This window comes from Granulicella sp. L60, assembly GCF_009765825.1.
Classification (GTDB): Bacteria; Acidobacteriota; Terriglobia; order Terriglobales; family Acidobacteriaceae; genus Edaphobacter.
Map to the genome: position 1 here is coordinate 598032 of NZ_LMUR01000018.1, position 12557 is coordinate 610588.

At 59.8% G+C, this 12557-nt stretch carries 10 protein-coding genes; 5 read left to right on the forward strand and 5 right to left on the reverse strand.

The genetic code is table 11. The features are described from left to right. Positions 1 to 41: 41 nt before the first annotated feature. A complete protein-coding gene (locus tag GSQ82_RS12875; RefSeq protein ID WP_158792663.1) occupies positions 42 to 512 on the reverse strand; it encodes a nuclear transport factor 2 family protein in 471 nt (156 codons plus the stop codon). A 382-nt stretch (positions 513 to 894) separates the two neighbouring features. On the opposite strand from GSQ82_RS12875, the gene GSQ82_RS12880 reads away from it, so the two are divergent. Beyond that, positions 895 to 3855, forward strand: a complete 2961-nt coding sequence (locus GSQ82_RS12880; protein ID WP_158792664.1) for a protease pro-enzyme activation domain-containing protein — start codon at positions 895 to 897, stop codon at positions 3853 to 3855. A 188-nt stretch (positions 3856 to 4043) separates the two neighbouring features. Here GSQ82_RS12880 and ppk1 read toward each other — a convergent pair whose 3' ends face one another. Beyond that, positions 4044 to 6209 carry a polyphosphate kinase 1 gene (gene ppk1 / locus GSQ82_RS12885; RefSeq protein WP_158792665.1) on the reverse strand — a complete coding sequence of 722 codons (2166 nt, stop codon included), beginning with the start codon at positions 6207 to 6209 and terminating at the stop codon, positions 4044 to 4046. A gap of 170 nt (positions 6210 to 6379) precedes the next feature. Between ppk1 and GSQ82_RS12890 the strand changes: the two genes are divergently transcribed. The 4 genes from GSQ82_RS12890 (at position 6380) to GSQ82_RS12905 (ending at position 8061) form a co-directional block, all read left to right on the forward strand. Continuing rightward, positions 6380 to 6955, forward strand: a complete 576-nt coding sequence (locus tag GSQ82_RS12890; RefSeq protein ID WP_158792666.1) for an RNA polymerase sigma factor — start codon at positions 6380 to 6382, stop codon at positions 6953 to 6955. A gap of 9 nt (positions 6956 to 6964) precedes the next feature. Next, entirely contained in the window at positions 6965 to 7324 is a 360-nt protein-coding gene (locus tag GSQ82_RS12895) for a hypothetical protein (protein ID WP_158792667.1), read from the forward strand. Continuing rightward, a complete protein-coding gene (locus GSQ82_RS12900; RefSeq protein WP_158792668.1) occupies positions 7321 to 7551 on the forward strand; it encodes a hypothetical protein in 231 nt (76 codons plus the stop codon). Before GSQ82_RS12895 ends, GSQ82_RS12900 begins: the two co-directional genes overlap by 4 nt. Positions 7552 to 7617: 66 nt before the next feature. Next, the gene (locus tag GSQ82_RS12905) at positions 7618 to 8061 is read left to right on the forward strand and encodes a hypothetical protein (RefSeq protein ID WP_158792669.1); all 444 of its coding nucleotides are present in this window, start codon (positions 7618 to 7620) and stop codon (positions 8059 to 8061) included. A 262-nt stretch (positions 8062 to 8323) separates the two neighbouring features. Here the strand turns inward: GSQ82_RS12905 and GSQ82_RS12910 are convergent, their stop codons facing one another. The 3 genes from GSQ82_RS12910 to GSQ82_RS12920 all read right to left on the reverse strand — a co-directional run bounded on the left by GSQ82_RS12910 (position 8324) and on the right by GSQ82_RS12920 (position 12403). Beyond that, positions 8324 to 9307, reverse strand: coding sequence for a COX15/CtaA family protein (locus GSQ82_RS12910; RefSeq protein WP_158792670.1), 984 nt, complete (start codon positions 9305 to 9307; stop codon positions 8324 to 8326). A 588-nt stretch (positions 9308 to 9895) separates the two neighbouring features. Beyond that, entirely contained in the window at positions 9896 to 10747 is an 852-nt protein-coding gene (gene proC / locus GSQ82_RS12915; protein WP_158792671.1) for a pyrroline-5-carboxylate reductase, read from the reverse strand. Positions 10748 to 10768: 21 nt separating this feature from the next. Further along, on the reverse strand, positions 10769 to 12403 hold the full coding sequence (locus GSQ82_RS12920; protein WP_254061623.1) for a DUF885 family protein: 1635 nt from the start codon (positions 12401 to 12403) through the stop codon (positions 10769 to 10771). Between the last annotated feature and the right edge of the window lie 154 nt (positions 12404 to 12557).

Genomic DNA, 12557 nt, shown 5'->3' on the forward strand with positions numbered 1-12557 from the left:
GCGCCGCGCAGACGCCGGATGAGGAGATCTTCCACGCAGCGTTACAGTCCAAGCTCGCTCAACCCCGGATGATCGTCCGGCCGGCGTCCCAGCGGCCAGTGATACAGCCGCTCCGACTCCTTGATCGGCAGGTCGTTGATCGACGCATGCCGAAACTTCATGATGCCCGCCTCGTCGAACTCCCAGTTTTCATTCCCGTACGAACGAAACCAGCTCCCGGCGTCGTCCCTCCACTCATAGGCGAACCGCACGGCGATGCGGTTGCCCCCGAACGCCCACAGCTCCTTAATCAGCCTGTAGTCGAGCTCCCGGTTCCACTTGCGGGTCAGGAACTCGATAATCTGCTCGCGCCCGGTAACAAACTCAGCGCGATTGCGCCACTTACTGTCGAGCGTGTAGGCCAGGGCCACCTGTCCGGGTGTGCGCGAGTTCCAGCCGTCCTCAGCCTTGCGTACCTTTTGGATTGCGGTCTCCAGCGTGAATGGGGGAACTAGCGAAGTTGGTGTCGTCATGGTGCGCTCCTTGTGCGTGAGCAAATCTGTTCGTGATCATTCATCAAATGGATGCCGGAAGTGAAGGCATAATTCAGAACGTACCAGGTAGAGTAGGTATCCCCGACCTTGGATTCTTATTCAAAAAAAAAGATACCGTTATGGGATACCGAAGGGAAGCCACGGTATCAAAGGCGGTGAATTATCGGCAAAGCCGCTAAAGTATCTACAAGGGATGCCGATGACTTCAAATATTATCCTGTAGCTGTAGGCGCAACTTTCCTTCTCAACGTCTGTCTAAGCAAGTACGCGGTCGTTTGTGTACCTGCGTTTGGCCGTCTCAGATCGTCGTGTGTGGGCCCCAAGCCACCCCGTAACCCTGCAGTAAGGTAGAACATAATCCATGCGTAGCCGCCTGATCTCTCGTCCCTTCCTCCCTGCCGCCCTACTTCTTACAACGTTTCCGACACTCGCTCACGCGGCGGTGCAGGACCGTATCGCCAGCGCCGTCAACAGCGGCAGCCGCGTTCCAATAACGGGCACCGTCTCGCCCCGGGCAAAGCGCTCTGCTGACCTCGGCCAGGCCCCGAGCAATCAGAAGCTCGACGCTCTCTCCCTGCGCTTCAGCATGACGGCCGCGCAACAGGCCGATATTACGCAGCTCTCGGCCGCCCAGCAGACCCCAGGCTCACCCCAGTACCACCAGTGGCTGACCCCGGAGCAGTACGGCGCGCGCTTCGGCCTCAGCAGCGGCGACATGGCCAAGGTCACCGCCTGGCTCACCAGCCAGGGCTTTACCATCAACTCGGTCGCCCGCAGTTCGACGTTCATCACCTTCAGCGGAACCGTCGCGCAGGCGCAGCAGGCCTTCTCTACCACCATTCACAAGGTCTCTTACCTCGGCGAGCAGCACATCGCAAACCTCACCGAGCCAACCTTGCCCTCCGCCGTCGCCAACGTGGTAACCGGCATCACCGGCCTGAACGACTTCAAGGCGAAGCCCCATTCGCGCCCCCGCAGCCTGACGCCGGAGCCTGCCTACACCCAGACCATCAACGGAACCACCAGCCACTACATCGCGCCGGCCGACCTCTACACCATCTATAACTATCCGCCCTCCTCCAGCAGCATTACTGGAACCGGCATCACCATCGCCGTCATGGGTCAGACCGAGATCGTCCCCGCGGACATCACTGCCTTTCAGACCGCGGCTGGCCTGCCGTCCAAGGCCCCAACGCAACAGTATGTCGCAACGACCAACTTTCCAACTCCCGCCAGCCTAGGTATATCCCCAGGCGATGTCGATGAAGCCCACCTGGATAATGAGTGGTCCAACGCATCCGCGCCTGGAGCCTCGATCCTTTACGTCTACGGCCCGGATGTCTTCGCCCAATCCCTGACCACCGCCATCGATAGCAAGGTCGCACCCATCATCACCATCAGCTACGGCGCATGCGAGAGCGCGTTCGGTGCTTCTTCGATCAACAGCTACAACCAGATGTTCCAGCAGGCAAACGTTGAGGGCATGACCATCATCTCCGCAGCCGGAGACACCGGCGCTACCGACTGCGATGCCGTAGGTCTCGCCTCCGAAGGCCTTGCCGTCGACTTCCCCGGCAGCTCTCCCTACGTCATATCCGCTGGCGGCTCCATGTTCAGTGGCGATGTGACCACCCCAGGCACATACTGGAGCTCTGCAAACTCTACTACCGGGACCAACAGCGGCTCCGCTCTCTCGTATATTCCCGAGCAGCCCTGGAACGAGACCACCGCCACAGCAGGCCTTGGCGATGGCGTCACAAGTAGCTTTGGATCTGGCGGCGGAGGCGCAAGCGTCTTCTTTGGCAAACCGTCATGGCAGCAGGGCACAGGCGCAGGCGCTACCCCGGCCGACGGCGCCCGCGACGTTCCGGACTTCTCCCTCAACGCCGCCGCCATCCACGATGGATATATCGTCTGCACCTCCGGCTCCGGTACGAACGATCTGCCGTGCACAACCGGGTTCCTCACCTCCAATGGGCAGCCAAGCGTCTTTGGCGGCACATCCTTTGTTGCGCCGACCTTCGCCGGCATCCTCGCCAGGGTTGAGCAGCAGCTTGGCAGCGCCGCAGCGGGCGGTCTCGGCAACATCGGTCCCACCCTATATGGTCTGGCGAACGGTCCTACCTATGGCACGATCTTCCACGACATTACGACAGGCAACAATTCTGTTCCTTGCTCGCAAGGGACGTTGAACTGCCCGAACGGCGGCGCAATCGGCTTCAACGCAGGTACAGGTTACGATCAGGCCTCCGGTCTCGGCAGCCTTAACGTCGCCAACCTTGTTAGCGGCTGGAGCAGCGCAACCGCGACCGGCGTCGGCGGCGGCACCAGCGGCTGCAATCCAACCACCCCCACCACGGGCACCTCAACCTGCATCACCACCACCAGCCTGACGACAACCGCAACCGCCCTCTGCGGAGTGAGCGGAACCGTGGGCCTGAGCGCGACCGTAACGGGCATCATCTCCGGCACGATACCTACCGGGACGGTCCAGTTCTTAGTGGATAACGCAGTCGTTGGCACAGCTCCTCTCAGCAACGGTGTCGCAACCTATAATCTCGTAACGTCTTCGCTTACGTCGGGTGGTCATACGGTCACCGCGGCCTATCTGGGCGATCCAAACTACTCCGGCTCAAAAGGCACGCTCTTCCAAGGAGCCAACCAGAGTCCAGTCATTATCCAGAATGGAACTTCGAGCCAGTCCTATCCGAACGGCGCCATCGCATCGCTCGACGTCGTTTCATCCACCAAACCTGACTTCTCGCTCACGCCATGCACTGCGCCCATCTCGGTCAACCCAGGCGCTACCGCAACCGGCATCGCCTTTACCGTGACGCCGTTCAACGGCTTCACCGGCCCCGTCAATCTCACCGTCACCAATAACGAAGGCATGGCCGCTACAACCTCCTTCTCCGTGGCTCCGGTCAACATCACCACCTCAGCCGGCGTTGCGACCTCCTTCGTCATCGTGGCCTCTGAGACCAGCACAGCAGCCACCGCAGCGATCAAAGCGAAACAACAACCCTCAGGCAGAATGCCTTGGTATGCTGCCGGATCCGGTGCGACACTTGGCTGTCTGTTGTTGATCGCCTTACCGCGTCGCCGCCGTTGGGGAGCCCTGCTCGCAGCAGTGATCTCGATAGCGGCTTTCACCGCCGTCGGTTGCTCGAACACGTCGAACACAGGCGGAGCCGGTGGCGGTACTCCCACAAATCCCGGTCAGACTGTGACCCCAGCGGCTGCCGGCACGTACTCTTTTGTCATCACCGCTGTCTCGGGAAGCTTGGTTCACAGCACATTTGTAACTGTAACCGTTCCATAACGTTTCAGATGCATTACGTAATATGGCCGCGTCTATCTCATAGACGCGGCCATATTCTTTTTACGAAGTCATTCTTGTATAGAGATCTTCGTCATTCTTGAGTAAAAATCGTCGTCACTCTGAGCGAAGCGAAGAAACCCTGTATTTCTGTTGAAGCGCCTCGCTCCGCACCATAAAGGAAAAACGGCTTAGTGGCCTGCAACCTTCTCGTGGTCCTTTACCTCGGGCACCTTATCCTCCGCGCCCTCCGCGATACGCATCAGAAAATCCTGCGCGCTGAACGGCGCACCTGTCTTCGGCGCGCGCACATAATCGCCGTCCGGCTGCAGCAGCCGGGCCTTCGTGTTGTCCGCCATATAGGCCGCGAGAATCTCGTTGCGGAGACGTTTATGCAGGTCCGCCTGCGTGACCGGAAAGACGACCTCGCATCGCTCCACCAGGTTGCGCGGCATCCAGTCCGCGCTTCCGCAGTAGATCTCCTCTTTGCCGCCGTTTTCGAAGCAGAAGATCCGGCTATGCTCCAGGAACCGCCCGACGATACTCCGCACCCGGATTCGTTCACTCAGCCCCTTCACCCCCGGCCGCAGCGAGCACATCCCGCGCACGATCAGATCGATCTCGACGCCCGCCTGCGACGCCGTGTACAGCGCCTCCACCGTTCGCCGGTCCAGCAGACCGTTCATCTTCGCGATGATCGACGCCGGCTTGCCCGCCTTCGCATGTCCTGCCTCGCGTTCGATCAGCGTGACCAGGCGGTCGGCCAGAGTTAGCGGCGCCACCATAAGCGGGCTGTACGACTCGGACTCGGTCTCGGCCGTCAGGTAGTTGAAGACCTTCTGCACCGCTGCGGTCAGCTCCGGCTTCGAGGTCAACACGCTGATGTCCGTGTAGAACCGCGCCGTCACCGGGTTGTAGTTTCCTGTGCCCAGGTGCGCATACCTCCGCGTCACGCCGTCCGGATCGCGCCGTACCAGTAGCGCCAGCTTGCAGTGTGTCTTGTACCCGTAGATGCCATGGAAGACGCCCACGCCCGCATCCTCCAACTCACGCGCCCAGCGAATATTCGAGTCTTCATCGAACCGCGCCATCAGCTCCACCACCACCGTCACCTCTTTACTCTGTCCTGCCTGAGTAAGAGCCTTGAAGATCGACGAGTCCTTGCTGGTCCGATACAGCGTCTGCTTCATCGAGATCACACTCGCATCCAGCGCGCCCGCCTCGATAAACCCCTCAACGGCTGCGTAAGAGTCGAACGGATGGTGCAGCATCACATCGTTCTTTCGAAGCTCGTCAAAGATATCGGTACACTTCGCGCTGAGCTTGAACTCCTTCGCCGTGAATGCGGGATACTTAAGCGTCGGCTGCTTTACCTCCGAGTAGAGATTCATCAGGCGCGACAGATTCACCGGCCCATCCGTCCGAAACACCTGCGACGGCTCCAGTTCGAAGTTCGTGCGTAGCCGTTCCACCATCTCCTCAATGGCCGAACTCTCAATCTCCATCCGAACCGCGTCGCCCTTGCGCCGATTATGTAACTCAGCGCGTACACTCTCCAGCACCGACCGCGACTCTTCCTCCTGCAGATAGAGATTGCTGTTCCTTGTAACGCGGAACGCCGACCGCGAGAGCACCTCGTAGCCTCGAAACATCCGCTCCACCTGCGACTCCACCAGCTCATGCAGCAGAATAAAGTCGCAGTATCCCTCCGCGCCGACCAGCGGCACCAGCCTCGGCAGCGCCCGTGGCACCGTCACCACGCCGAGCACCGTCTGCGCCTTCGCCCCGCTGCGTTTATGCTTCAACAACAGCCCGATGCACAGCGCCTTGTTCAGCACCCGCGGAAACGGGTGCGAAGGATCGATCGTCACCGGCGTCAGCAGCGGGTCGACCTCGTTCTCATAGAACTCCAGTGCCTGCGCCCGCGCCCCGTCGCTCAACTCGCTCCACCGCAGCACGCGAATCTTCTGCGCCTGCATCGCCGGCAGAAGCTGCTCGTTCCAGCAGCGGTACTGGTCGTCCACAAAGCTGTGAATGCGCTCTACCAGCACCTTCAACCGCTCCTGCGGAGTTAGTCCACCCTCATCCGGCGGCTGAGCCAGGTTGTAGCCATCTTCAATCCGCTGCAGAAATCCAGCCACGCGAATCTCAACAAACTCGTCCAGATTGCTCGCCGTAATCGCCAGGAACTTCACCCGTTCCAGCAGCGGATTCGTCTCGTCCTGTGCCTCTTCCAGCACCCTCTGGTTGAACCGCATCCAGCTCTCATCGCGGCTGAAAAAAAGATTCTCGACAACTTTGGCTGAAGCCTTCTTCGCGGGTGCAGACTTTCGAGGAGTGCGCGTGGTAGTAGTCATAGAGGTCTAAAGCTTACCGCACTCAGATCAATGATATGTATGAAGAACAAGCAAATATCGGCGGCAGCACCCTCCCCCGGCAGCCCGTCCGCAAACCCAATTCTGAGCCCCCTGCAAATAAATCCTCACAACATAAAATATCTCTCCCCGTTCCCCGTCTACACCTGTAGATGAATCAAACTCCGACCAACTGGACGATCATCGAGCAAGACCAGCTCATCTCTCAGACCATGGAGAGGGAGCAACCCAGGCTGCGCAGCTTCATCCGCAAGCATGTAACCGATACAGGGGAAGCCGAAGACATCCTGCAGGACGTCTTCTACGAGCTTCTCGAAACCTATCGCCTCATGAAACCGGTAGAGCATGTCACCGCATGGCTCTTTCGCGTGGCTCGCAACCGCATCATCGATGTCTTTCGCAGAAACAAGCCGAGTTCGCTCAGCAACCCCGCCTCTGGTGAAGAGGGAGGCGACACGCTCGAAGATCTGCTTCCGTCAGCAGACGCAGGTCCCGAGGCCGCCTACGCCAGAAGCCTTCTCCTCGATGCGCTCGAAGAAGCTCTCGAAGAGTTACCCGAAGCCCAGCGCGAGGTCTTCGTCGCCCACGAACTCATGGGCCAGAGCTTCAAAGATATCGCCGCCGAGACCGGCCTCAGCGTCAACACGCTGCTCTCGCGCAAGCACTACGCCGTCCTGCATCTGCGGCAGAGTCTGCAGTCGATCTACCAAAATTATGCAAAGAAATAAGGAGTCCCTATGCATCGCAATCCCGCACTCAAAGCAATAAGAATCGCACTCTTCGTCGTCATCGGCTGCATCGTCTTCGGCTTCCTCGTCAAGAGCCTGTGGAACGTCCTCATGCCGCCGATCTTCGGATGGCACACCATCACCTACTGGCAGGCGCTCGGTCTGCTTCTGCTCAGCAAAATCCTCTTCGGCGGCTTCCATCGTCACGGCGGCGGCGGCGGACGCAGCCTCTGGCGAAATCGCATGAAAGAGCGCTGGGACCACATGACCCCGGAGGAGCGCGAGAAGTTTCGCAAAGGAATGCGCTGCGGCCGCGCCCCCTGGGCCTCCGAGCAGGCAAGCCAGACACAGGAGGCATCGCATATATGAATGACCTTAACCCCGCCCCCACCCACGCTGGAGAGGCCGTCCACCAAGACTCATCTCCGTCACCACGTTATCGTCTGCCTTCCGTACCTGATGCAACGGCCCACATCAACGAACGTCTTACCGAACTCGAGATCGAAAACTCCCGCCTCCACCGCCTGGTCGCGGAGCTCCTCATCAAGAATCAGCAGCTTCGCAAACCAGACCAAGCCTCACCTGCGAATCGATAGTCTCTCCATCGATTCGCAGCCCGACGATCCTGCCTCGCGGGTTATAATCCAGACTCGGGAGACTTCATGCAACTTCATAAATTTGGATCGATCGTTCTCGCCTCTTCGTTAAGCCTCACCATGTCCGCCGGCATCGCCCTCGCGCAGAATGCCGCCACGCAGGACATCAAGACCGCCGGCACGGATACAAAAGACGCCACCAAAGAAGCTGGCCACGGCGTCGCAACCGGAACCAAAAAGACCTATCACAAGACCGCCAGCGGCACCAAGACCGTCGCTGACAAGACCGCCAGTGGCACCAAGACCGCCGCTGATAAGACTGCTGACGGCACCAAGACCGCGGGCCGCGATGTTGGTCACGGAACCAAGGTAGCCGCCACAGACACTGCGCACGGTACCAAGGTGGCCGCGAAGGATGTAGGCCATGGCACCAAGGTCGCCGCACAGGATACCGCACACGGCACCGAGAAGCTCGGCGACAAGATCGTCGGCAAGCCGACCCCGCAGTAAGCATTACGCCACAACTTCAAAAGCCTCGAACCTCTCAGACCACCGTTGCCGGCGCTCTCGCCGCTGCGGTGGTTTCCCTTTTTGGTCTGTCATCCCGCAAGGATCTGCAGTTCATCGCCGACAACACCCACATCAGTGCGGCGTTGTCGTCTTGTCTGTCTCAATCAACATCTTCAGCCGAGATAGAATCCGCCCCCAGCCATCCGCACTGCAGGCGTAAGCCGTATTAAGCGTGAGGCAGACCGAAGCACGATCCCGCCAATCAAATCGCCCGATAAGAAGCGTCAGCCCCATCCGCACCCTGCCACACCACCGCCGCCGCCAGACTCACCAGCGCAATCCAGTACAGGTCCGCGCCCAGCAGATGAATGATCTGCATCCACACCGGCGCAAGCAGCAAAACATCCGCCAGCCCCAACGCAAACTGAAAGACCAGCAGACCCACAACCAGCCCCGCAAGCCGACCCACCCCGGCCCGTCTCGCCTGACCAACCAGCCAGAAGACAAACACCGCCGCAATCACAGCGCTTACAGGATGCACACCACGCAGCCGCAGCAGCCACGGCGACCCCGCCGCAAAGTCCTGCGCGAACGCAGCCCGCAGCGAAGAGGCAGGGAAGAGCGTATCCCCCAGCGCCGCCAGCGATCCGCTCACTCCAACCACCAGCGTCGCCACCAGCCCCAGCACAGCCCACAGCTTCCTTCCGCCGCGCACGCCCAGCTCGCTCCACCTCTGTCGCGTTCCCAGCAGCCACGCCGTCAGGGTAAGCGCCCCCAGCAGCACCAGCGTATTGCTCAGATGAATCGACAGCAGCACCACCCGGCCCACCGACTGATTGCCCGTCACATACCCAAGCTTCACCAGCAGCGCACCCAGAAAAGCCTCATTCAGCAGAAGCACCATCGACGCCACTGCAAGCACCCGCGCCGCCTGTCCCTTCACCGTCCCACGAAACGTCCACACCAGCAGCCCGATCACAAGAAACGTCGAGCCGCCCGTCATGCAGCGATGCGTAAACTCAATCACCGTATCCACCCGTGGTGAGAGCGGAATCACCTGTCCATTGCACAGCGGCCAGTGGTTCCCACATCCAGCGCCCGACCCCGTAGCCCGCACCAGCGCCCCCCACAGGATCACAAGCACGTTGTACGCGACCACGAACCACGCAAAGCGCACCAGCGCCCGCGACCCATCAGCCCGCACAACAGAACCGCTCACAACCTTCACTGCCCCAGCCGTAGCCATACCTCATTCTACGTAGTTCCATACCGCCTCTGTCAGCGCGGTCTCTCAGCACCAGCAAGAGTCCACGAACATGCCACCTTTCACCATCGATCAACCATCTAGTTTCACTCTCGTGCCGAACAATCGTAAGTGATGGATTGATATAGGAAGTGTCATCCTGAGCGGAGCCTCTCGCAGTCTCATCGCGCGAAGCGCAGTCGAAGGACCTGCGTCTCGCTCGACGTGCCAATACTTCCCCCGATCTCGCACCAAATCCGGCCCAGTTCCGCATCGTGCTATATGGCTTCCGGGCCCCCTGCCTTCCAAAGAAGATGTCAAGCCCTAAACCCTTTCATCCTCAGCCAAATCAACAACATCCAGCTTGCGTAGTAGTTTCTCCCAAACCGCTATACTTAAAACAGAATCAAAAAAGCCCGGCGAAAGCCGGGTTTTTCATTGGAGAATCGCTTCTATGTCCTTAACTCGTTTCATAAGAAATATTTAGCTGTAAACCATCTGGAATGAATATTTTGCAAGGAGCTAAAATCGTAAATCCTTCAATGCAGATGACTTAGCATGGGTAACCCCCCAGGGGGAGGGGTACCCCCTTTACCCATTCGCCAACTCTTTAGCCCGCTGCGTCGCCCGCTTCACCGCCTTGATCAGTGTCACCCTCAAGCCGCCCTCTTCAAGCTCCAGAATGCCGTCCACCGTGCATCCCGCCGGCGTCGTCACCTGGTCCTTAAGCAGCGCCGGATGGTAGCCCGTCTCCAGCACCATCCGTGCCGAGCCCAGCGTCGTCTGCGCCGCCAGCAGCGTCGCCACGTCCCGCGGCAGGCCGACGTTGACCCCGGCCTCCGCCAGCGCCTCGATGATGATGTAGAGAAACGCCGGACCCGAACCCGAAAGCCCGGTCACCGCATCCATGTGCTTTTCATCGACGACGACCGTCCGTCCCACCGTCTGAAAGATTCTCTGCGCCACCGCCATCTGCTCCGCCGAGACAAACCGTCCCGCGCACAGCGCCGTGATACCCGCCGCCAGCATCGCCGGAGTGTTCGGCATCGCGCGAATCACCGCCAGCTCGCATCCGGCTCCGTCCTCGATCGACCGCGTCTTCACCGACGCGGCGAACGACAACACCGTCTTCCCGGGAGTCAGCGCACTCTTGATCTCCTCGATCAGCGCCGGCACCTGTATCGGCTTCACGCCTAGCAGAATCACGTCCGCGTGTTGAGCCGCGGCCAGATTGTCCGTCGTTACCTCGACGCCAAACTGCGCCGACAGTACCTGCGCCCGCTCCGCATGATGCACCGTCGCGCAGATCTGCTCCGGCGCCAGCAGGTTGTTCTTCAGGAAGGCCTGCAGCAGAATGCCGCCCATCTTGCCCGCACCAAGCACCGCCACGCGCAGCCCCGGCATCGCCGGAGCCGGAAGAATTGCTTCATAACTCTCGCTCATGCCCAAAGGCTATCAGAAGCGTTACTTCTTCTGCGCCGCGATCCACGCATCCACACGCTGCTCCAGAACGTCCAGCGGCAGCGCGCCGGAGTCGATCACCTCATCGTGAAACGCTCTGATATCGAACTTCGGTCCAAGCGCAGTCTTCGCACGATCTCGCAGTTCGAGGATCTTCAACTGCCCCATCTTGTATCCGAGCGCCTGACCAGGAAGCGCGATGTAGCGATCCACCTCGGCCTGCACCGGCGTGTCGTCGATCGAGGAGTGATCGTGGAAGAAGTCCACCATCTGCTGTCGCGTCCAGTGCTGCGAGTGGACGCCTGTATCCACCACCAGCCGGATCGCCCGCCAGATATCCGTCTCCAGCCGTCCGTAGTCGCTGTAAGGATCCTTGTAGAACCCAACATCTTTTCCCAGCCGCTCGCTGTACAAGCCCCAGCCTTCGGTGTACGCCGTGTATTGCGAGTACTTGCGAAACTCCGGGATTCCCGTCATCTCCTGCGCAATGGATATCTGCAGATGATGCCCCGGAATGCCCTCGTGATACGACACAGCCTCCGCGGAGGTGAGCGATCGGTCGGCGAAGTTGTACGTGTTGACATACACGCGTCCCGGTCTGCTTCCATCCGGCGTTCCGTTGTCGTAGTACGCCGGCGCCTGGTACTTCTCCATGTACGCAGGGACCGCAACTACTTCCAGCGGAGCCTTCGGCAAGCGGCCAAACAGCTCCGGCAGCTTCGGCTTCATCCCTGCGATGTAGCCCCTGTAGACATCCAGCATGGCGTCGGCCGATGTCGCATGTTCTTTTGGATTGGTTTTGAGCGCCGCGCTGAAGCTCTTGATGTCCGCGGAGCCCAAGCTCTTTGCAACCGCCAGCATCTCGGCCTCATCGCGCTTCACCTCATCGAGCCCGATCTGGTGAATCTCGGCGGCAGTCTTGTTCAGCGTCGTACTCTGGCGAACACGAAACGCATAATATGCGTCGCCATCAGGAATAGCCCATACACCCGGATCCTTGCGGCCCTTCGGGATATATTCCGCTCGAAGAAATCCGGCGAATCGTTTGTACGAAGGCAGTACGTTGCTCGCGATGGCGTCCAGCATCTCGGTCGAGATACGCTTCTGATCCGCCGCGCTGATCGTCTTCGGGAACTTCTTAAGTGGCAGCGCGAACGGGCTCTCCGCTGGTTTCTGATCCGCCAACGCCGTCGTCTGTACCAGCACCTTCTCCATCAGATACTGCGGCTGTATCCGGCCATCGTCCGCGCCCAACTGCATGTTCGTCTCGATCTGGGAGAAGACAGTTGGAATCTTCTTCAGACGCTCAATGTAATCGTCGTAGTCTTTGACGGTGTCGAACTGGAGTCTGTTCGCAAGTTGTGGCAGGTCGGTGTGGAAGCCGCCGAACTGACTTACCGGCATCTCCCACTCTTTGAACTTCGCACCCTCCTGTTGCTCGATCAACGAACGCAGCATGAGTTCGGAGGACAGCCTCTCTTGTTCGGACAAGCCCGTCGTGTCGATCGCGCCCAGCCGTTGAATGAAGTCCAGCCCGCGCTGCAGCGACGCGTTCACCTCCTTGATGGAGTAGTCGGTCAGCTGGTCGTTGTACCGCTTGTCGCCGATAGATGAGGCGAACTCGGGTGAATGCTTCAACTGGTCTTCCCAGATCTGAGTCAGCAGTGAGGACAGTTCCTTGCCTCGCACATCGGCCGAAGCCGTAACCGGCGCTGGTGCAGCTTGCGCATGTAGCCTCACTGATACCGCGCCCAAACTGCCAACAATCATCAGACCACACAACCAGACGGGA

Coding starts and splice junctions, on each gene's coding strand:
- GSQ82_RS12875 (WP_158792663.1), bottom strand. CDS start 512: ATGACGACACCAACTTCGCTAGTTCCCCCATTCACGCTGGAGACCGCA.
- GSQ82_RS12880 (WP_158792664.1), top strand. CDS start 895: ATGCGTAGCCGCCTGATCTCTCGTCCCTTCCTCCCTGCCGCCCTACTT.
- ppk1 (WP_158792665.1), bottom strand. CDS start 6,209: ATGACTACTACCACGCGCACTCCTCGAAAGTCTGCACCCGCGAAGAAG.
- GSQ82_RS12890 (WP_158792666.1), top strand. CDS start 6,380: ATGAATCAAACTCCGACCAACTGGACGATCATCGAGCAAGACCAGCTC.
- GSQ82_RS12895 (WP_158792667.1), top strand. CDS start 6,965: ATGCATCGCAATCCCGCACTCAAAGCAATAAGAATCGCACTCTTCGTC.
- GSQ82_RS12900 (WP_158792668.1), top strand. CDS start 7,321: ATGAATGACCTTAACCCCGCCCCCACCCACGCTGGAGAGGCCGTCCAC.
- GSQ82_RS12905 (WP_158792669.1), top strand. CDS start 7,618: ATGCAACTTCATAAATTTGGATCGATCGTTCTCGCCTCTTCGTTAAGC.
- GSQ82_RS12910 (WP_158792670.1), bottom strand. CDS start 9,307: ATGGCTACGGCTGGGGCAGTGAAGGTTGTGAGCGGTTCTGTTGTGCGG.
- proC (WP_158792671.1), bottom strand. CDS start 10,747: ATGAGCGAGAGTTATGAAGCAATTCTTCCGGCTCCGGCGATGCCGGGG.